At 71.7% G+C, this 18,858-nt stretch carries 18 protein-coding genes and 1 riboswitch; of the genes, 12 read left to right on the top strand and 6 right to left on the bottom strand.

What is annotated here, in order from left to right:
• Window positions 1–32: 32 nt before the first annotated feature.
• The 3 genes from wag31 to ACZ7CF_RS24825 are packed head-to-tail and all read left to right on the top strand — an operon-like array spanning window position 33 to window position 2,292.
• Window positions 33–851, top strand: a complete 819-nt coding sequence (wag31, locus tag ACZ7CF_RS24835) for a DivIVA-like cell division protein Wag31 (protein ID WP_360390498.1) — start codon at window positions 33–35, stop codon at window positions 849–851.
• Window positions 852–866: 15 nt separating this feature from the next.
• Window positions 867–1,352 (top strand): hypothetical protein, encoded by a 486-nt coding sequence (locus ACZ7CF_RS24830; protein ID WP_360390496.1) that lies wholly within the window; start codon window positions 867–869, stop codon window positions 1,350–1,352.
• Window positions 1,353–1,392: 40 nt separating this feature from the next.
• A complete protein-coding gene (locus tag ACZ7CF_RS24825) occupies window positions 1,393–2,292 on the top strand; it encodes a hypothetical protein (protein ID WP_360390493.1) in 900 nt (299 codons plus the stop codon).
• A gap of 15 nt (window positions 2,293–2,307) precedes the next feature.
• On the opposite strand, the gene ACZ7CF_RS24820 is transcribed toward ACZ7CF_RS24825, so the two are convergent.
• Window positions 2,308–2,652 carry a DoxX family protein gene (locus ACZ7CF_RS24820; protein ID WP_360390490.1) on the bottom strand — a complete coding sequence of 115 codons (345 nt, stop codon included), beginning with the start codon at window positions 2,650–2,652 and terminating at the stop codon, window positions 2,308–2,310.
• Window positions 2,653–2,899: 247 nt separating this feature from the next.
• Here ACZ7CF_RS24820 and ileS point away from each other — a divergent pair, with 247 nt between their 5' ends.
• Together ileS and ACZ7CF_RS24810 are read left to right on the top strand one after the other, a co-directional pair.
• Window positions 2,900–6,004 (top strand): isoleucine--tRNA ligase, encoded by a 3,105-nt coding sequence (ileS, locus tag ACZ7CF_RS24815; protein ID WP_470370695.1) that lies wholly within the window; start codon window positions 2,900–2,902, stop codon window positions 6,002–6,004.
• 27 nt (window positions 6,005–6,031) lie between these two features.
• Window positions 6,032–6,337: a hypothetical protein gene (locus ACZ7CF_RS24810; protein ID WP_470370694.1), complete on the top strand. Its 306-nt coding sequence runs from the start codon at window positions 6,032–6,034 to the stop codon at window positions 6,335–6,337.
• 124 nt (window positions 6,338–6,461) lie between these two features.
• Here the strand turns inward: ACZ7CF_RS24810 and ACZ7CF_RS24805 are convergent, their stop codons facing one another.
• Window positions 6,462–6,923 (bottom strand): SRPBCC family protein, encoded by a 462-nt coding sequence (locus tag ACZ7CF_RS24805; RefSeq protein WP_470370693.1) that lies wholly within the window; start codon window positions 6,921–6,923, stop codon window positions 6,462–6,464.
• 59 nt (window positions 6,924–6,982) lie between these two features.
• Here ACZ7CF_RS24805 and ACZ7CF_RS24800 point away from each other — a divergent pair, with 59 nt between their 5' ends.
• Window positions 6,983–7,522, top strand: coding sequence for a TetR/AcrR family transcriptional regulator (locus ACZ7CF_RS24800; protein ID WP_470370692.1), 540 nt, complete (start codon window positions 6,983–6,985; stop codon window positions 7,520–7,522).
• Here ACZ7CF_RS24800 and ACZ7CF_RS24795 read toward each other — a convergent pair.
• Together ACZ7CF_RS24795 and ACZ7CF_RS24790 are read right to left on the bottom strand one after the other, a co-directional pair.
• Window positions 7,519–9,606: a TIR domain-containing protein gene (locus ACZ7CF_RS24795; RefSeq protein WP_470370691.1), complete on the bottom strand. Its 2,088-nt coding sequence runs from the start codon at window positions 9,604–9,606 to the stop codon at window positions 7,519–7,521. The genes ACZ7CF_RS24800 and ACZ7CF_RS24795 overlap by 4 nt on opposite strands.
• 134 nt (window positions 9,607–9,740) lie before the next feature.
• The gene (locus ACZ7CF_RS24790) at window positions 9,741–10,673 is read right to left on the bottom strand and encodes a M28 family metallopeptidase (RefSeq protein ID WP_458430738.1); all 933 of its coding nucleotides are present in this window, start codon (window positions 10,671–10,673) and stop codon (window positions 9,741–9,743) included.
• Between the two features lie 133 nt (window positions 10,674–10,806).
• Between ACZ7CF_RS24790 and ACZ7CF_RS24785 the strand changes: the two genes are divergently transcribed.
• The 5 genes from ACZ7CF_RS24785 (at window position 10,807) to ACZ7CF_RS24765 (ending at window position 16,200) form a co-directional block, all read left to right on the top strand.
• The gene (locus ACZ7CF_RS24785) at window positions 10,807–12,285 is read left to right on the top strand and encodes a potassium/proton antiporter (RefSeq protein ID WP_470370690.1); all 1,479 of its coding nucleotides are present in this window, start codon (window positions 10,807–10,809) and stop codon (window positions 12,283–12,285) included.
• A gap of 72 nt (window positions 12,286–12,357) precedes the next feature.
• Window positions 12,358–12,472: riboswitch (SAM riboswitch) on the top strand.
• A gap of 34 nt (window positions 12,473–12,506) precedes the next feature.
• Entirely contained in the window at window positions 12,507–13,838 is a 1,332-nt protein-coding gene (locus tag ACZ7CF_RS24780) for an aminotransferase class V-fold PLP-dependent enzyme (protein ID WP_458430739.1), read from the top strand.
• A 23-nt stretch (window positions 13,839–13,861) separates the two neighbouring features.
• Window positions 13,862–14,581, top strand: coding sequence for a signal peptidase II (gene lspA, locus ACZ7CF_RS24775; protein ID WP_360390466.1), 720 nt, complete (start codon window positions 13,862–13,864; stop codon window positions 14,579–14,581).
• Window positions 14,582–14,622: 41 nt separating this feature from the next.
• A complete protein-coding gene (locus tag ACZ7CF_RS24770; RefSeq protein ID WP_360391465.1) occupies window positions 14,623–15,507 on the top strand; it encodes an RluA family pseudouridine synthase in 885 nt (294 codons plus the stop codon).
• An 84-nt stretch (window positions 15,508–15,591) separates the two neighbouring features.
• The gene (locus ACZ7CF_RS24765; protein ID WP_470370689.1) at window positions 15,592–16,200 is read left to right on the top strand and encodes an NAD(P)-dependent oxidoreductase; all 609 of its coding nucleotides are present in this window, start codon (window positions 15,592–15,594) and stop codon (window positions 16,198–16,200) included.
• Here ACZ7CF_RS24765 and ACZ7CF_RS24760 read toward each other — a convergent pair.
• A complete protein-coding gene (locus ACZ7CF_RS24760) occupies window positions 16,174–17,073 on the bottom strand; it encodes a LysR family transcriptional regulator (RefSeq protein ID WP_470370688.1) in 900 nt (299 codons plus the stop codon). The two genes, ACZ7CF_RS24765 and ACZ7CF_RS24760, sit on opposite strands and share 27 nt — an antisense overlap.
• 24 nt (window positions 17,074–17,097) lie before the next feature.
• Between ACZ7CF_RS24760 and ACZ7CF_RS24755 the strand changes: the two genes are divergently transcribed.
• Window positions 17,098–17,862, top strand: a complete 765-nt coding sequence (locus ACZ7CF_RS24755; RefSeq protein WP_360390458.1) for an inositol monophosphatase family protein — start codon at window positions 17,098–17,100, stop codon at window positions 17,860–17,862.
• 134 nt (window positions 17,863–17,996) lie between these two features.
• Here ACZ7CF_RS24755 and ACZ7CF_RS24750 read toward each other — a convergent pair whose 3' ends face one another.
• Window positions 17,997–18,848, bottom strand: a complete 852-nt coding sequence (locus ACZ7CF_RS24750) for an AsnC family protein (RefSeq protein WP_470370687.1) — start codon at window positions 18,846–18,848, stop codon at window positions 17,997–17,999.
• Window positions 18,849–18,858 lie beyond the last annotated feature (10 nt).

The raw sequence follows: 18,858 nt of genomic DNA, 5'->3' as shown, positions 1-18,858 counted from the left end.
GACCGCAGCCCAGGAGTGCGAGAGGTGATCCGATGCCGTTGACCCCCGCTGATGTGCACAACGTTGCATTCAGCAAGCCGCCGATTGGCAAGCGGGGCTACAACGAGGACGAGGTGGACGCGTTCCTCGACCTGGTTGAGGGCGAGCTGGCCCGCTTGATCGAGGAGAACAACGACCTCCGTCAGCAGGTGGAGCAGCTCGACCAGCAGCTCGAGACCGCGCGTGCCGACCTCGACGACGCGCGTGCGAAGGCTTCTGCCGGCCCCGTGACGAGCCGTATGCCGGTCGAGGAGCCGCCGCGCCGCTTGGCGCCGGTCCCGCCGCCCTCGGTGATGGAGCAGACGTCGCCCGGTGGTGGCGGAGACCACCACGTGCAGGCCGCGAAGGTCCTGGGTCTCGCCCAGGAGATGGCGGACCGGCTGACCGGCGAGGCCAAGGCCGAGGCGGACGGCATGCTGTCCGAGGCGCGCACGAAGTCGGAGCAGTTGCTGTCCGACGCCCGCGTGAAGGCCGACACGATGGTCAACGAGGCGCGCACGCGTGCCGAGACCATGCTGAACGACGCGCGCACGCGCAGCGAGACGCTCGAGCGGCAGGCCCGTGAGAAGGCCACCGCGCTCGACCGCGACGCGCAGCGCAAGCACGCAGAGGTGATGGGCAACATCACCCAGGAGAAGAACACGCTCGAGAAGCAGATCGACAAGCTGCAGACGTTCGAGCGCGAGTACCGCACGCGGCTGAAGACGATGCTCGAGTCGTCCTTGCGCGACCTCCAGGACCGCGGCCCCGCCGCTCCGTCCGAGGGGCGCTCCCAGGGCTACTCCTTCGGCGCACGCGCCGAAGCGGGCTGAACTACTGTTCGCTAGGTGCTCTTCGTAGTTCTGCTTCTGGTGCTGGCCGCCCTCGGGCTGCTCGTGCCCGCGTTGACCACGTCCGACACGATCTGGGCGTGGGCCTCCGTGGGAGCGAGTGCGCTCGCCGCCCTGGTCCTCGCATGGGACTGGTGGCGACGACGTCCGGGGGACCCCGCGGCCGCAGCCCAGAGTGTAGATCAACATGCTGTACCTGATGATCATCAGGTGGTCTCGCCGGCGCCTGCCGACACGCCGCCTGCTGACGAGGAACCACCGGAAGAGGACACCGACGCGGCGGACCTGCTCGTCGTGGCCGACCTGGTGGACGAGGTGCGGGTGCTGGACGAGCGGCCCCGGTACCACCTGAGCTCGTGTTCCTGGCTCGCCGGGAGGCCCACGCTGGGCCTCCCGGTGCAGGAGGCACGTCAGCTCGGTTTCACGCCCTGCGGGGTGTGTGCGCCCGACGGCGCGCTGGTGCGCCGGAGCCGGTCCGCGTGATTCCCGCCTGCCGAGGCCGTGCGGGGGTCCAGAATGCGGTGTGCCTTTCAGAACACTGGTCCACGCCGCAGCCGTAGCCGTCCTCGTGCTGCTCGGCGGCACGTCCACCGCGGTCGCGGGTCCTGAGCTGGACGGGTGCGTGCCGGCCGACCTGCGCGGTGGCGCTGTCGCGTTCCGGGCCGCCGACGACCTGGAGCTGACCGGGCTGGTGCTCGGCGGCGGGCCGAAGGGCGTGCTGCTCGTGCCAGGGGTGACCGACGGGTTCTGCGACTGGCTGCCGCTCGCGCGCCACTTTGAGGATGACGGCTACCAGGTGCTCCTGCTCCAGGCGCGCACCGAGGTGCTCGACCTCGGCAAGTCCTTCCGGTTCGACCACGACGTGGTCGCCGCCGCCCAGGAGCTGGAACGGCGCGGGGTGACCTCGCTCATGGCGGGCGCCGGGACCACCGGTGCGACCGCCCTCGCCGCGGTCGCGGCCGACGTGCCCCGGCTGCACGGCATGTTCCTGCTCTCCCCGCTCGAACGCGTGGCGATGGGCGGCAACGTGCTCGACGCCGCCGCGGGCCTGGAGGCGTTCGACGGGCCCGTCTTCCTCGCCGCGGCGGAGGACGACGGTGTGGGCCTCGGTGGCGGGCGCGAGGTGACCGCCACCGGCGTCGTGGCGCGGCTCGGGAACGCGGCCCTGTTCAGCACCGTCAAGACCGTGCCCGGCTCTGCCCAGGGCGCCCGGCTGGCCGACGGGCCGGTGCGGGCGGACCTGCTGGCGTTCGTGCGGGAGACCGTGCCGCCGCCGGGCTTCCCGCTCTGGCTGCCGGTGGTCGCGGTCGCACTGGTCCTGCTGCTGGTCCCCGCGGTCATGCTCGTCCGGGGCCGCCGGGCCGTCCGCCGGCTGCCCGACCTCGGCGGCGCGAGGATCGTGGAGCTCGGGCCGCGCCCGTAGGGGCGGAGTCGCCGCTCAGCGGTCCAGGAACAGCAGGGTGATCAGCAGGCCGAGCAGCACCAGGTCCAGCACCACGCCGGTCGGCTTCGAGTCGTACCGCAGCCGGGTGACCGTCGCGCCGACCATCAGCAGGCCCAGACCGACCGTCGCCGCGTGCGCGACCCACGCCCAGGTGAACGAGCCGACGACGAGACCGGCCGCGCCCGCCCACTCCAGCGCGCCGATGGTCCGCCACAGGCCGCCGCTCATCCGGAAGTGGTCGCGGACCTCGATCGACTTCCGCGCACCCACGAGCTTGCCGGCGCCGGTCGCGACGAACAGGACGGCCAGCACGATGGACAGCGCGGTGGTCAACGTCATCGCGCGAGCATACGGTTTGCGCCCACCCGTTACGCTGTAACCACAGGCACCGATCCGGCCATCACCGGGGAGCCTCCGGAAGAACGGGTTCGGCGAACCTCAGTAGAACCGGACGGGACCGGCCCGTCACAGCCGAAGAACGAGCGGCTCACCCGCGTGGTGGGCAAGCGGGGTGGTACCGCGGCTCGCCGAGCCACATCGGCGTGTCGTCCTCGCGTGTCACATCTGACCGCGAGGAGCAGTGGAGATGGCCTACCCCAGGGCCGGAGCGAACGAGGTCCCGGCGCAGCCGTCCTTTCCGAACCTCGAGCAGGACGTGCTCGGGTACTGGAAGGACGACGAGACCTTCCAGGCGAGCATCGACCGCAACCCGGTGGGCGACGACGGCGCGAACGAGTTCGTCTTCTACGACGGCCCGCCCTTCGCCAACGGCCTGCCGCACTACGGCCACCTGCTGACCGGTTACGTCAAGGACGTCGTGCCGCGCTACATGACCATGCGCGGCAAGCACGTCGAGCGCCGGTTCGGCTGGGACACGCACGGCATGCCCGCCGAGTACGAGGCGGAGAAGCAGCTCGGCATCACGCACAAGAACGAGATCGACGCCCTGGGCATCGAGAAGTTCAACGAGGCCTGCCGCACGTCGGTGCTGCAGTACGCCGACCAGTGGCGCGACTACGTGACGCGGCAGGCGCGCTGGGTCGACTTCGACAACGACTACAAGACGCTCGACCTCGACTACATGGAAAGCGTCATGTGGGCGTTCAAGGCCTTGTGGGACAAGGGCTTGATCTACGAGGGCTTCCGCGTGCTGTGGTACTGCTGGCGCTGCGAGACGCCGCTGTCCAACACCGAGACCAAGATGGACGACGCCTACCGCGACCGGCAGGACCCGGCCGTCACGGTGGCGCTGCGCCTGGAGTCCGGCGAGAAGGCCCTGGTCTGGACGACCACGCCGTGGACGCTGCCGAGCAACCTCGCCGCCGCCGTGCACCCGGACGTCGACTACGTGACCGTGGTCGGCTCGGACGGGGACAGGTACCTGCTGGCCGAGGCCCGCGTCGCCGCCTACGCGCGGGAGCTGGGCGAGGAGCCCGAGGTCGTCGCCAGGTACAAGGGTGCGGACCTGGTCGGCAAGAAGTACCTGCCGCCGTTCGACTTCTTCGTCGGCCGCGAGAACGCCCACCAGGTGCTGACCGCCGACTACGTGACCACCGACGACGGCACCGGCATCGTCCACATCGCACCGGCGTTCGGTGAGGACGACAAGGTCGTGACGGACGCGGCGGGCATCGAGGTCGTCGTGCCGGTCGGCTCCGACGGCACGTTCACCGCCGAGGTGCCGCCGTACGCGGGCGTGCACGTGTTCGAGGCGAACAAGCAGATCATCCGCGACCTCAAGGACGCCGGTCTGCTGCTGCGGCACGAGACCTACGACCACCCGTACCCGCACTGCTGGCGGTGCAACAACCCGCTGATCCAGCGCGCGCTGTCGGCGTGGTTCGTCGCGGTCACGCAGTTCAAGGACCGGATGGTCGAGCTCAACCAGCAGATCAACTGGGTGCCCGGCCACATCAAGGACGGCCAGTTCGGCAAGTGGCTGGAGAACGCGCGCGACTGGAACATCTCGCGCAACCGCTACTGGGGCTCGCCGCTGCCCGTGTGGGTGTCGGACAACCCCGAGTTCCCGCGCACCGACGTGTACGGGTCGCTGGACGAGCTGGAGCGCGACTTCGGCGTGCGCCCGGCCGACCTGCACCGCCCGCACATCGACGAGCTGGTGCGCCCGAACCCGGACGACCCGTCCGGCCGGTCGACGATGCGCCGCGTGCCGGACGTGCTCGACTGCTGGTTCGAGTCGGGCTCGATGTCGTTCGCACAGGTGCACTACCCGTTCGAGAACGCCGAGTGGTTCGAGAACCACTACCCCGGCGACTTCATCGTCGAGTACAACGGGCAGACGCGCGGCTGGTTCTACACGCTGCACGTGCTCGCGACGGCGCTGTTCGACCGGCCGGCGTTCCGCGACTGCGTGGCGCACGGCATCGTGCTCGGTGACGACGGCCAGAAGATGTCCAAGTCGCTGAAGAACTACCCGGACGTCAACGAGGTCTTCGACCGCGACGGCTCCGACGCCATGCGGTGGTTCCTGATGGCCTCGCCGATCCTGCGCGGCGGTGACCTGGTGGTGACCGAGCGCGGCATCCGCGACGCGGTGCGCCAGGCCGTGCTGCCGCTGTGGAACTCCTGGTACTTCCTCGCGTTGTACGCCAACGCCGAGGGCGTCGAGGGCACCTGGCGGGTCGACTCGAAGCACGTGCTGGACCGGTACGCGCTGGCGAAGACGCACGACCTCGTGCGCGACGTCACCGCGGCGATGGACGTCTACGACATCTCCGGTGCCTGCCAGCTGGTCCGCGAGTACCTGGAGGTGCTCACGAACTGGTACGTGCGGCGTTCGCGCGGCCGTTTCTGGTCCGGCGACCAGGACGCGGTCGACACGCTGCACACGGTGCTGGAGGTCGTCACGCGCGTCGCGGCGCCGTTGCTGCCGTACACGGCCGAGGTCGTGTGGCGGGGGCTGACCGGTGGCCGTTCCGTGCACCTGGCGGACTTCCCGGCCGTGACCGACCTGCCCGCGGACGACGCGCTCGTGGCGGCGATGGACGAGGTGCGCGCGGTCTGCTCCACGGCGCTGTCGCTGCGCAAGGCGAACAAGCTGCGCGTGCGGCTTCCGTTGGCGCGCTTGACGGTCGCTTCTTCTTCGGCGGCGGCGCTGGAGGACTTCGCGGAGATCGTGCGCGACGAGGTGAACGTCAAGGAGGTGTCGCTGACCCCCGACGTCGACGCGTACGGCCAGTTCCAGCTGGTCGTCAACGCGCGCGCGGCCGGTCCGCGGCTCGGCCCTAACGTGCAGAAGGTGATCAAGGCCGTCAAGGCCGGCGACTGGTCCCTCGTGGACGGTCAGGTCGTGGCCGCCGGGATCGAGCTGTTCGAGGGCGAGTACGAACAGCGCCTGGTGGCAACGGATCCGGCCGCCACGGCGGCACTGCCCGGTGGCGGCGGCGTCGTCGTGCTCGACACGGCGGTGACCCCGGAGCTGGAGGCCGAGGGTGTCGCGCGTGACCTCGTGCGGGTGGTGCAGCAGGCGCGCAAGGACGCCGCGCTGGACGTGTCCGACCGGATCACGCTGACGCTGGAGCTGCCCGAGGAGGTCCGCGCGGCCGTGGAGCGGCACCTGGAGTTCGTGAAGTCGGAGACGCTGACCGCGGACGTGGTGTTCGGGGCCGGTGTCTCGGAGGGCACGGTCGGCGACGGCGCCAAGGTGAAGGTGGCCGTGGCACGCGCCTGATGACGTGAGACGGGGCCGTTTCCGGGGATGTCGACCGGAAACGGCCCCGTCCCGTGTGCACGGCGGAAAACGATCGCGGGCACCGATGACGGCGCCACCTACCAGGTCGAGGACTTCGACGACGACGGGCGGGTCGTCGCCACCCGGTACGGCGCGCGGGACGAGCCGGTGCTCGGGCAGGTCTGGGACGCCGCCGGTGAACGCAGCACCCTCCAGCCGCCGGCCGGTCACCGCTACACGGTGGTGCGCTCGGCGCGGGCCGGATACGTCGTCGGCTTCGCCGCCGAGGGACCCGGTCGGTGTGGTGTGGGACGTGCGACGTGGTGGGGCTGACGTCCGGGGCTCCGCGGCGGTGCGGCGGGTGGTGCGGGGGAGCCGGTGCCCGCGGGCATCTACGAGAAGTTCGCGGACACGGGTGCGTTGTACGGGCGCGCATACCGCCGTGACCCGCCCGGCCTCACACCCGCACTGCGCGACGCTTCGTCAGCATCCCGAGGCCCTGTCGCAGCAGCCGCACCCAGGGTGACCACCGGGCTGGGCGGGCCGGTTCGCGGCCGGCTGCGCGTTCGCAGGCGTCGAGGAGGTCCTCCAAGCACGCGTCGTGCAGCCACCGGACCACCAGCATCCAGCGCAGGCGGGTGAGCGGGGCGAACTCGCCGACCAGTTCGTGGGTCAGGACGGTGCCCGCGGCCGACAACGTGTGGGTGCCCTCGCCGCTGGAGAACGCGAAGGTGATCGACGAACCGGGGATGAGCTCCGTGCAGTGGTAGCGGATCGGGCCGTGGCCGCCGTCGGCGCCGACGCCGAGCGGGCGGTCGAACTCCTGCCTGCCCCAGGCGGGTGGCCAGAGCTCCTGGATGCGTTCGACGAACGGACCGGCCGGCACGCCGAGGTCCCGCGAGTGGACGTTCCTGATCATGGTGATCTCCCTCCATACGGTGGCGTATGTTCTCGGAACGTACGGTAGCGTATGGAAGCGTGGTGCGGAGGACTCGTGACGACTGGACTGAGAAAGCGCTGAGAGCGTTGGCGGAAGGCGGGCTCAGCGCCGTCGCCATCGAGCCGCTCGCTGCCAGGGAGGGCGCCACCAAGGGCAGCGTCTACCACCACTTCAAGAGCCGGAAGGAGTTGCTCAGGGCCACCGTCGAGCGGTGGGAGCGCGAGCACACCGAGAAGGTCATCGAGCTGGTCGAGGCGGAGCTGACGCCGGAGGCCAGGCTCAGGACGTTGTTCGCGACGGTGCTCGACCGCACCCACAAGGGGTCGGTGGAGATGGCGTTGCAGGCCGGCGCCGACGACGAGGTGATCGCGCCGGTGCTGCGGCGGGTCACCGAGAAGCGGATCGCCTACCTCGCGGTGCTGTTCGAGCAGCTCGGGTTCGCGCGGGAGCAGGCGAGGAAGCGGGCGTTGATCGCGTTCAGCCTCTACCTCGGGCAGGCGCAGATGTGGGTGACGTCGCCGGAGCTGGTCGAGCCGGTGGTCGACGAGGCGGTGGAGGTCCTGCTCCGGCGCGGCTAGGGCAGCCCCACGAGGTGCACCGACATGGCCGCCATCGCACCGGCCGCGGCCGTCAGGGGCGGGAACACCGTCCAGGCGTCGGTCCGGGTGCGCGGTGGTGGTCCGCCCGCGACGGCGAGGGGGAGCCAGCGGGTGCGCAGGGGCAGGTAGAGGGCGAAGAGCACGGTGTCGGCCAGCAGCACGACCAGCAGCACCAGCGCGATCGGGTACAGGACCGCGGGGTTGCCGCGGCCGGGCTGGACGCCGTCGACCGGGGTCCACAGCAGTGACACCGCCACGCCGGTCCACAGCGCGAAGAGCAGCCAGGCCGACCAGTAACCGCGGCGGAAGGCGGTCGCGGTGCACCGCCGCGTCACCACCCCGCGGTTCAGGGCGGTGTGGCGCCAGACCAGCAGCGCCGCCAGGGTGCACAGCACGGCCGACTGCCAGGCCGACGGGTGGAAGGCCAGGTACACCACCGCGAAAGCCGCGGCGAACGCGGGCAGGGTGCGGCCGTACTGCAGGAACGCGCGGACCTCCGGCGGCGCGAGGAACCGGTTGGGGACGAGCGGGGTCGGTGCCATGCCGTCCTCGACGGCGGCCGCGGCCGGTGAGCGCAACGACGACAGCAGGAACAGCAGGGTGTCGGAGCGGCGTTCGCGGAAGTCGAGCCACTGGTGACGGCGCAGGTCCTCGTCGTCGGCGGGCAACGCGAGCGGGTCCAGCAGCACGCCGATCGCGCCGGGCCCGAGCGAGCGGATCGCCTCGGCCGCCTCCTCCCACGGGACCTGCGCGCTGACCAGCACCAGGGTCCACCGGGGCGAGGAGGACTTGGTCAGGCCCGCGCGCAGGCAGGCCGCCCTGATCTCGTCGGCGACCGGCTCGTCGGCGGGCGCGAGGCACCGCACCCCGACGGACGGCCCGTCCCGCGACTCGGACGGGACGCCGCGCTGCGCCAGGAACTGGGTGAGGACCAGCCAGGGGTTGCGGCCCTTCCGGTCCGCAGGAAGTGCCTCGTGGTAGGCGGGCCAGCCCGCCAGGAGCTCGCGGTGCTCGGCGCGGGTCATGGGCGGCAGGCGGGTGCGGCGGGTGCCCGAGCCGGTCGGCAGCCACAGCCGCAGGACACGGGAGCGGAGCACCAGGGCCGTGCCCGCCAGACCGCACAGCACCACCACGACCAGCAGCACGGTGATCGTCTCCAGCGCACCGGCCACCTCCGGCGGGATGGCGTACAGCTCGTAACGCAGCGACCGGTCGAGGAACACGTTCTCGGGCAGCCCCGGCAACGGCGCGGTCCCCACGACCACCTGCGCCACGTAGCCCAGCGCCAGCGCCGATCCGGCGGCGGAGGTGAACGCGAACAGCAACGCGCTGAACCGGCTGCGCCGCCGCGGCAGACCGGCGCCCGCGAGGACCACCCCGGTCAGCGCCGCGAACACCATCGCCGTCAAGCCCGTGAACAGGAACAGCATCGTCAGCCAGTACTTCTGCCGCAACGCGAGCAACGCGCTCTGCCGGGTCCACCCGGTGCCGCCGAACGGGTCGAACGTGAGCCCGGTGATCCGCACGTCCGTCACCGCCAGCAGCGCGAACGCCCACCCGAGGACGGCGGTCGTCACCACCAGCAGCAGGAACACCGCGAGCACCGGCACCGGCATCCGCGGCCACCCCCACCGGCTCGGAAGTGGCGCGCTGCCACCGGGTTCCGCCCGTCCGGACGCGATGGCGACCGCGAGCCCGGCGGTCCGGTCCCAGAACCGGGTGCGCAGGTCGTGCACCGGCAGACCGGCGAGCTCCTGCGGCAGCACGGCGGCCTCGACCACACCGAGGTGCACGGGAATGCCGCGCTCCAGCGCGCGCGTCCACTCGTGGCGCACGTACGCGGAGGCGAGCGCGGCCGGCGACACCAGCAACAGCAGCGCGTCGGCCTGCTCCAGGCCCTCGTCCAGCGCCGCGGCCCAGTCCGTGCCCGGCCGCAGCCGCTGCACGTCGAGCCACGGGTCGAGGCCGACCCGCGCCCCCAGCACGGCCGCCGCCTCCTCGGCGAAGTGGAACTCCCGCCGTGAGTAGCTGATGAAAACCCGTTGCGCCCCCACCCCGGTCACCGGCCCATGATCGCGGTCGGGCGCCGCCACGAACAGGGGCAAATGCAGCAGGAGTGCACTGGAACCGGGCCACAACGCCGCACGGCCGCACCGGGGCAGGACCCGGTGCGGCCGTGCGGGTGTTCAGAACGCGATCAGGCCGCCGTCGCCCACAGGGTGTAGGCGATCACGTCCGCGTTGCGGTCCAACGCGGTCGCGTTGACGTTGGCCGAGGTGTCGCAGGACCGGTGGTAGCACCGGTCGAACGCGACACCGGAGGAGCCGCCCCACTTCTGCGCCTGGGCCGAGGTCTTGATGCCCTCGGCGCCGGTGAACGTGCCACCGACCGGGATGCCGGCGCGGGCGAACGCGGCGTGGTCGGACCGGCCGCCGACGCTGGTCAGCTCGGTCTGGACGCCGATCGAGGAGAACCCGGCCTGCAGCCGCTGCTGCAGCGCGAGGGAGCCGGAGGGCTGGCCGGACGCGCTGTAGACGAAGTAGCCGGGGTTCGGCGAGCCGGTCATGTCGAAGTTCAGGTAGGTCTTGATCTTCGAACGCTCGGTCGTCGACAGCGAGTTCACGTAGTACGTGGAACCGACCAGGCCGAGCTCCTCCGCGCCCCACCAGGCGAAGCGCAGGTGCTTGGTGGGAGCGAACCCGGTGGCCTTCACCTGGAGGGCGACCTCCAGGATCGAGGCGGAACCGGTGCCGTTGTCGTTGATGCCGGGACCGGCGCTGACGCTGTCGAGGTGACCGCCGAGCATCACGACGTTGTTCGCGTCGCCGCCGGGGTAGTCCGCGATCAGGTTGTAGCCGGTGGCGCCGTTGCTGGTGAACGACTGGACGCGGGTGGTGAAGCCGGCCGCGTCCAGCTTGCCCTTCACCCAGTTCACCGAGGCCAGGTAACCGGGCCTGCCGTGGGCGCGGTTGCCGCCGTTGGCGGTGGCGATCGACTGGAGCTGGTTCAGGTGCGCCTGGACGTTCGCGACGCTGATGTCGGGTGCTGCCAGGACCGCCGGAGCGGCCGCTTGCGCCGGCGCGGTTCCGGCCACCGTCAGGGCGGCCGCCAGCGCGATCAGGATCCTCATGGTTCAACTCCGTGCAGGGTAGGGATTGAGCCACTGATCAACATGCTCTGCCGTGCATGAGCCGCGCTAGGGGCGAAGGTCGGTTTCGCGTCGGATTAGTTCAACTCGGTGGTGATCAACCAGAATGGTCCGGGTGGGTGATGTCACGGTTGTCCTGGGCGTCGGTGCCGCGGTCCTGCTGATCTCCGTGATCGCGGTCCGGGTGTCGATCCGCCTCGGGCTGCCCTCACTCCTGCTGTACCTGGGCATCGGCGTGCTCCTGGGCGAGTCGGTGCTCGGCATCGACTTCGACGACGCCGGCCTCACCCAGTCCCTCGGGATCGCCGCGCTGGTGCTGATCCTGACCGAGGGCGGCCTGACGACCCGGTGGCACGCGGTCAAGACCTCGCTCTGGCTGGGCGTCGCACTGTCCACAGTGGCCGTTGCGGTGAGCGTCGCCATCACCGGAACCGCGCTGCACCACCTGCTGGGCCTCGACTGGCGGATGGCGCTGCTCTGGGGTGCGGTGCTGTCGTCCACGGACGCGGCGGCCGTGTTCAGCGTCCTGCGGTCGCTGGGGGTGGGGGCACGGCTCACCGGCGCGCTCGAACTGGAGTCCGGCCTCAACGACGCGCCCGTCTACATCGCGGTCGTGCTGCTCGCCTCGTCCGACCAGATCTCGTGGACGGCACCGCTGCTGGTGCTCTACGAGCTGGGAGCGGGCGCGCTGATCGGCGTCGCGCTCGGCTGGCTGGGCGGCACGGGACTGCGGCACGCGGCCCTGCCCGCCACCGGCCTCTACCCGCTCGCCACCGTCGCCGTCTGCGTGATCGCCTACACCGCGGGCGACCTGGCGCACGCGTCCGGTTTCCTCGCCACCTACGTCGCCGCGCTGGTCCTGGGCAACGCCCGGCTGCCGCACCGCGCCGACACCCTGTCGTTCGCCGAGGGGCTCGGCTGGCTGGCCCAGATCGGCCTGTTCGTCCTGCTCGGCCTCTACGCCTCGCCGTCCCGGCTGCTCGACGTGCTGGTGCCCGCGCTGATCGCGGGCGTGGTGCTCACGTTCGTGGCGCGCCCGCTGTCGGTGGTGCTGTCGTTGCTGCCGTTCAAGGTGCCGTGGCGGGAACAGGCGTTCCTCTCCTGGTCGGGGCTGCGCGGCGCGGTGCCGATCGTGTTCGCGCTGATCCCGCTCATCCAGGGCGTCGAGGGTGCGCGCGAGCTGGTCGACGCGGTGTTCCTGCTGGTCATCGTCCTCACGGTGGTGCAGGGCACGACGCTGCCGTTCCTCGCGCGGCGGCTCGGGCTGGTCAACGCGAGCGAGCCGCAGGAGGTCCAGGTCGACTCCTCGCCGCTGGACGAGCTCGGCGCCGAGCTGCTGCAGGTGCACATCCAGCGCGGGTCGAAGCTGCACGGCGTCTACATGACCGAGCTGCGCATGCCCACCGGCGCCACGGTGAGCCTCGTGGTGCGCTCGGGCAAGAGCTTCACGCCACTTCCGACGACCCGGCTGCAGACCGGCGACCAGTTGCTCATCGTGACCACAGAAGAGGCGCGCGACGCCACCGAACGGCGGGTTCGCGCCGTGGACCGGGCCGGTCGTTACGCGCGGTGGAAGGGCGAGACCGGCGAATAGTCGGTCCCCGACGCTTCTCACGATGTGATCAGGTGTCGACGGATCGTGACGCGCCCGCTAACGTCGTCTGCAGGTCATGAGAGCCAGCGTCAAGCCCAAGCTTGCTGGCCGGCAACCCTCCAACCGCGGTGGGGTGCCCTTGGTGAGGACCTGGTCCGGCGCGCAGGGCGCCGGTCAAGCGCGGGCCTCCGAGAAGGCCCCCCGGCCCAGGAGGCAGCTCGATGACGCTCGCGATCACCCCGGACACCACCACCAAGGTTCCCGCCGTCGTCGGTTCCGACCTGCGCGTCCCGCTGGTGACCGGAGAGCGCGTCACCTACGCCAACCTCGACCACGCCGCCTCCGCCCCCTGCCTGCGGGAGGTGCGCGACGCCGTCGACGAGCTGCTGCCCTGGTACGCGAGCGTGCACCGCGGCGCCGGCTTCGCCTCCCAGGTGTCGACCCGCGTCTACGAGCAGGCGCGTGACCGCGTCCGGCGGTTCGTGGGCGCCCGCTCCACTGACGCCGTCGTCTTCACCCGCAACACCACTGACGCGCTGAACCTGCTGGCCCGCAGCGTGCCCAAGGGCACCGCAGTCGTGCTGTTCGACAGCGAGCACCACGCCGCGCTGCTGCCCTGGCGCGGGCCGAATGTGCAGCGCATCTCCACTCCTTCCTCGTCCGGCGCGGCACTCGTCGCGCTGGACCGGGCGTTGGCCGCCGCCCCGGTCGGTCCTCGGCTCGTGATCGTCACCGGGGCGTCCAACGTCACGGGGGAGCTGTGGCCGGTCGCCGAGCTCGCGAAGGTCGCCCGCAGGCACGGCGCCCGCATCGCGCTCGACGCCGCGCAGCTCGCCCCGCACCGCCCGATCGACGCCCGTGAGCTGGGCGTGGACTACCTGGCGTTCTCCGGCCACAAGATCTACGCGCCGTTCGGCGCCGGTGTGCTCGTCGGCCGGTCCGACTGGTTGCAGCAGGCCCAGCCTTACCTGGTGGGCGGCGGCGCCACGGCGAAGGTGACCGACCACGGCGACCGGCTCGGCGTCGCGTGGTCCGCGGTGCCGGAGCGGCACGAGGCGGGCAGCCCGAACGTCATCGGCGTGCACGCGCTGGCCGCGGCCTGCGAGATCCTGTCGCGGCACTGGGAGCAGACGATCGCGCACGAGCAGGAGCTGCTGCAGCGGCTGCGGGACGGCCTGCGCGCCATCCCCGGCCTGCGCGAGCTCTCGATCCTCACCGACGTCGACCGCGTGGGCGTCGTGAGCTTCACGGTCCCCGGCTTCGACGCGGGCTTCCTCGCGGCGGCGCTGTCGGCCGAGTACGGCGTCGGCGTGCGTGACGGCGCGTTCTGCGCCCATGTGGTCGTGGGACGTCTGGTGAAGAAGGCCGGTTCGCACGAAGACCGCGCCGTGCGCGCGTCGATCGGTCTCGGGACGACGGCCGAGCACGTGGACCGTTTGGTGGCCGCGCTGCGCACTCTCGTCACCGAAGGTCCGAAGTGGACCTACGCGCAGCGCGACGGCCGCTGGGTGGCCGAGGACGACAGCCGAACCCTGCCGCCGTTCCTCGCGTAGTCCAGGTAGTGGACAATGACCTGGTGAGTGACGAGTCCAAGGCCCCGGCGAAGGCCGCTGACGAGACTGCCGAGGAGCAGCCCAGCGCGCCGGAACCGGTCGCGGAACCGCAGGTCGCGCCTGTGGTGACCGCCGAGGCCGAGGACCGGCGCGAGACCGAGCAGCCCGAGCGGGCGCTGACGGTCTCCGAGCCGGACGCCGAACCCGAGTTCTCGATCACCGGCTCGCTGCCGGAGCCGCGGACCACCTACCTCGCGGTGCTGGCCGCCGGTGTGCTGGCGCTGGACGTCCTCACGAAAGTCCTCTCCGTGGCGTTCCTGGAGCGGTCAGAGCCGATCCAGCTGTTCGGCGGGCTGCTGCACCTGACGTTCGTCCGCAATCCCGGTGCCGCCTTCGGGCTGGCCGAGGGGTGGACGTGGATCCTCGCGCTGATCGCGTTCGGGGTCGTCGGGTTCATCACCTGGATCGCGCGCGACCTGCGCTCGACGCCCTGGGCGGTCGGTCTCGGGCTGGTGCTCGGCGGCGCCGTCGGCAACCTCGCCGACCGGCTGTTCCGCGCGCCCGGCCCGATGCGCGGCCACGTGGTGGACTTCCTGTCGTTGTTCGACCCGTTCGGCCAGGTGTGGCCGGTGTTCAACGTCGCCGACATGGCGATCGTCTGCGGTGGCGCGACGATCATCGTCTTGGCGCTGCTGCAGCACGACTACGACGGGACGGTTCACAAGGAGAAGATCGACGCGTGAGCGGATACCGAACGCTGCCCATTCCCGACGGTCTGGACGGCATGCGCGTCGACGCGGGCCTCGCGAAGCTGCTGGGCCTGTCCCGCACCGCGGTGGCCGCCATCGCCGACGCCGACGACGTGCTGATCGACGGCCGGGTCGTGGGCAAGTCCGACCGGCTCACGGCCGGCGCGATGCTGGAGATCACCCTGCCGGCCCCGCCGCAGCCGGTGACCGTGCAGGCCATCCCGGTCGAGGGCCTGGTCGTGATCCACGAGGACGACGACATCATCGTCGTGGACAAGCCCGTCGGCGTGGCCGTGCACCCCTCGCCGGGCTGGACCGGCCCGACCGTCGTGGGCGGTCTCGCCGCCGCCGGTCACCGGGTCGCGACCTCGGGTGCCGCGGAGCGCCAGGGCGTCGTGCACCGCCTCGACGTCGGCACCACCGGCGTGATGGTCGTCGCGAAGTCCGAGTCGGCGTACTCGGCGCTCAAGCACGCGTTCAAGGAGCGGACCGTCGACAAGGTCTACCACGCGATCGTCCAGGGCCACCCGGACCCGATCAAGGGCACCATCGACGCGCCGATCGACCGGCACCCCAAGCACGACTACAAGTTCGCCGTGATGAACTCCGGCAAGCCGTCGATCACCCACTACGAGGTGATCGAGGCGTTCCGCGCGGCGTCGTTCGTCGAGGTGCACCTGGAGACCGGCCGCACGCACCAGATCCGCGTGCACTTCTCGGCGCTGCACCACCCGTGCGTGGGCGACCTGACCTACGGCGCGGACCCCACGCTGGCCAAGCGGCTCGGCGTGGCGCGGCAGTGGCTGCACGCGCGCCAGCTCGGGTTCCACCACCCCGGCACGGGCGAGTGGGTCACCTACACCTCCGAGTACCCGGCGGACCTCGCCGCGTCCCTGGAGCAGCTGCGCGAGGAAGGCTGAGCGCAGGTCGATTGCGTCTGGGTAAATCACCGGTTGACGACGTTTCATTTGATGTTGATCGGTGCCGCCCATAGCGTTCTCGGCATGAACCTCACCGTCCTCGCCGCCTCCGGCCGCACCGGCCTCGCCCTCACCCGGCAGGCCCTGGCCCGCGGCCACGCGGTCACGGCGATCGCCCGCGATCCCGGCAAGATCGCGCTCGACCACCCGGACCTGCGCAAGGTCGCGGGTGACGTGGCCGACCCGGCGAGCCTCGCCGTCGCCGGGGGCACCGTCGTCCTCTCCGGCCTCGGCACGGACCGGCCCGGTGTCCTGCTCGACGGTGCGAAGGCCGTCGTCGCCGCCGGACCGGAACGGGTCATCTGGCTCGGCGCGTACGGCACCGGCCCGTCGCGCGCGGCCGCCGGTGATGGTGGCCGTGTGCTGGAGGAGTTCCTCGGCGACCGGATCGCCGACAAGGTGGCCGCCGACGAGACCGTCCTCGCCGCCGGTGGCACGGTCTTCCACGCCGGTGTGCTCTCCGACGGGCCGCTCAGCCCCGAGCGGCGCACGGTCGGGCTGGACGCCGCGCCGCCGTTCGACCTCACCGCTCAGGTCAGCCGCGAGACCGTGGCCGCGGCGATGCTCGACGAGGCCGAGTCGCCGCGGTTCCCCGGTGCCGTCGCGCTACCGCTGGACCACCTCGGCGAATGACGCCCGCACCTGCTCGCGCAACCACGCGTGGGCGAGGTCGGAGTCGTAGCGCTGGTGCCAGTTGCAGTTCACCGGTGCCGGCGGCGACTCGACCGGCAACGGCAGGGTGACGAGCCCGAACGCCTCGATCAGCGGGCGGCACAGGATCGCCGTGGTGGTGACCAGCGCGTGGCTCGCGACCGCGATCTGCAGTGCGGAGTGGACGGTCGCCACCGTCGCGATCACCCTGCGCTGCAAGCCTTCCGCTGCCAACAGGTCGTCGATCGGTGCGGTGAGCCGGCCGCGGCGGGACACCACGACGTGCGGGTGTGCCGCGTACGCCGGGAGGTCGAGCCCGCCCGCGCACGGGTGGTCCGGGCGCAGCGCGACGGCCAGCGGGTCGTGGCCGAGCGTCTCCGACCGGAACTCCGGCAACGCCGGTGCGCCGCCGCCGAGCTCCAGGTCGACCCGGCCGTGCCGCAGGTCGTCGGTGTCACCGGAGTGCTCGGCGAGCACCCGCAACCGCACACCGGGTGCCCGTTCCGCGACCCGGGCGACCAGCGCCGGCACCAGTGACGAGGCCAGCGCGTCGTGGCACCGCACGGTGAACGTGCGGTCCAGCTCGGCCAGGTCGAGCACACGGCTCGGTGCCAGCACGGCGTTGGCCTGGCGCACCAGCCGGTGCACCTCGTCGGCGATCCCGAGCGCGTACGGCGTCGGCGTCATCGAATGACCGGTGCGCACCAGGATGTCGTCTCCGGTGGCCTTCCTGATCCGCCCCAGCGTGCGGCTGACCGCGGGCGACGACAGGTGCAGCCGTTCGGCCGCGCCCATCACGCTGCCCTCCTCGAGCAGGGCGTCGAGCACGGTCAGCAGGTTCAGATCCGCTTGCATGAACAGACATCGTATGGAGGAACCGTGAACGCGGAACTCGTCGCGGCCGTTCGCCGCGCAGGAGCCCGGATGCTCAAGCGCTACTCGCCGGAGTCGCGCGCCGCGGACCTCGACGCGGTCGTCGCCGGCGTGCGCGCCAACGACGCGGCCGTCGTCGACCTGCTGCGCCCCGAGCTCGCCGCGATCCGGCCGCGGGCGCGCTGGCTCGACGACGAGCACGGCTCCGGTCCGCTGGAGCCGGGCGAGTGGTGGCTCGTCGACCCGGTGGGCGGCAACATGAACGCCGTCCACGGCATGACCGACTGGAACATCGGCGTGAGCCTCGTCCGCGACGGCCGACCGGTGCTGGCCGCCGTGCACTTCCCGTTGTTCGACGAGATGTTCACCGCGGCCGAGGGCGAGGGCGCGTTCCTCAACGGGGTGCGGCTGCGGGTGTCCGCGAAGACCTCACTGGACGGTGCGCTGGCCGGGACCGGGCAGGCCCAGCCGGGGCAGGGACCGGAGATGGCGGACCGGGTCGGCGCCTCCTGCAGCGCGATGGCGAAGGAGGCCCTGTACGTGCGGATCTCCGTGCCGGTGACCCACCAGCTCGCCCAGGTCGCCGCCGGGCGGATGGACCTGCACTGGCAGTACGACAACGTGCGCGCGCACGCCGCCGGTGTGCTGCTCGTGCAAGAGGCGGGCGGTGTCGTCACCGACCTCGACGGCACGCCGTGGAAGCTGACGACCCGCGAATACCTGGCTGCCGCACCGGGCGTGCACGCGGCGGCGTTGACGGTGCTGTCCTGAGCAGGTCACCAATCCCCGCTCGCTCCGTCCAAGCCGCCTCAGCCCCTGGCTCCAACGGCGTCTGCAAGTACCGCCACCTCAACATCAACAGGCACTTTTCTACTGCCAACAACGCGCGAGGCGCCTGCGAGGGGTCAGTCCTCGACGGTCCACACGAGGGTGTTGACGTCGACCTCGGGGCGCACGCTCCACCGCACCTGGGTGACGTCCGTGGTGTCCGGCAGCACGAACACCGTGTGACCGCCTGCGGTCTCACCCGGCTGCACGCCGAGCTTGTGCGCGGGCCGCGAGGACAGCGACACCGGCGCCTTCGTGACGGTCTCGCCGGTCCTGGTCACGAGGACCAGGTACATGTCCGGCAACGAGGTGAACGGGACCTGCGAGGCGTTGGTGACCTCGGTGTGCACGACCACGGCCCGCTCACCCTCGGCCAGCTTGTAGCCGGCGGCGGTGAACAGGAAGTCGGCCGGGTCGACGACCTCGACGAGCTGGATGGACAGACGGGCGCCCTCCAGGCTGTCCGCCTCCAGCGTCGTGCCGACCTTGCCGGTGCGCGACATCGGCCGGGGCTGCGGCTGGTCGGCGCGGACCCAGCCCGCGGACTGCGGCGGACCCCACGGGTTCGGCGGCTGCTGCTGCACGGGGAAGGGCTGGGACTGCGGGCCGAGCTGGGGCTGCGGCGGCGCGACCGGGTGCGGGCCGCTCACGTGGTGGGGTCCGCTCTGGTGCACGGCGTAGGCGCCGGACGGGGGCGGGCCCTGGTAGTTGCCGTAGGCGGCGGCGTTCGCCAGCGCGCGCCGGATGCCGTTCGGGTCGCACTCCACACCGACGAGCAGCGGCAGACCGCTGCCGGACAGGGTGATCAGGCGCATGGCGGCCTCGCGCGGGTCCATGCCCAGGCGCTGGGCGATCTCGTGCACGGCGGCACGGCCCGAGTCGGCGAGCATGGCCAGCAAACGGGCGTCAACGGGATCAGGGGCCACCACGAAAAGAACG

The organism is Lentzea sp. NPDC036955 (assembly GCF_055608005.1).
Note: the sequence above shows the minus strand (reverse complement) of the source record. Positions and strands in the feature narration are given on the sequence as shown.

What these genes read in the sequence shown, in the direction of transcription:
- ACZ7CF_RS24770 (WP_360391465.1), top strand. Translation starts at nt 14,623, where the DNA reads ATGCGCGTCGACGCGGGCCTCGCGAAGCTGCTGGGCCTGTCCCGCACC.
- ACZ7CF_RS24810 (WP_470370694.1), top strand. Translation starts at nt 6,032, where the DNA reads ATGTCGACCGGAAACGGCCCCGTCCCGTGTGCACGGCGGAAAACGATC.
- ACZ7CF_RS24765 (WP_470370689.1), top strand. Translation starts at nt 15,592, where the DNA reads ATGAACCTCACCGTCCTCGCCGCCTCCGGCCGCACCGGCCTCGCCCTC.
- ACZ7CF_RS24780 (WP_458430739.1), top strand. Translation starts at nt 12,507, where the DNA reads ATGACGCTCGCGATCACCCCGGACACCACCACCAAGGTTCCCGCCGTC.
- ACZ7CF_RS24790 (WP_458430738.1), bottom strand. Translation starts at nt 10,673, where the DNA reads ATGAGGATCCTGATCGCGCTGGCGGCCGCCCTGACGGTGGCCGGAACC.
- ACZ7CF_RS24760 (WP_470370688.1), bottom strand. Translation starts at nt 17,073, where the DNA reads ATGCAAGCGGATCTGAACCTGCTGACCGTGCTCGACGCCCTGCTCGAG.
- ACZ7CF_RS24805 (WP_470370693.1), bottom strand. Translation starts at nt 6,923, where the DNA reads ATGATCAGGAACGTCCACTCGCGGGACCTCGGCGTGCCGGCCGGTCCG.
- ACZ7CF_RS24820 (WP_360390490.1), bottom strand. Translation starts at nt 2,652, where the DNA reads ATGACGTTGACCACCGCGCTGTCCATCGTGCTGGCCGTCCTGTTCGTC.
- ileS (WP_470370695.1), top strand. Translation starts at nt 2,900, where the DNA reads ATGGCCTACCCCAGGGCCGGAGCGAACGAGGTCCCGGCGCAGCCGTCC.
- wag31 (WP_360390498.1), top strand. Translation starts at nt 33, where the DNA reads ATGCCGTTGACCCCCGCTGATGTGCACAACGTTGCATTCAGCAAGCCG.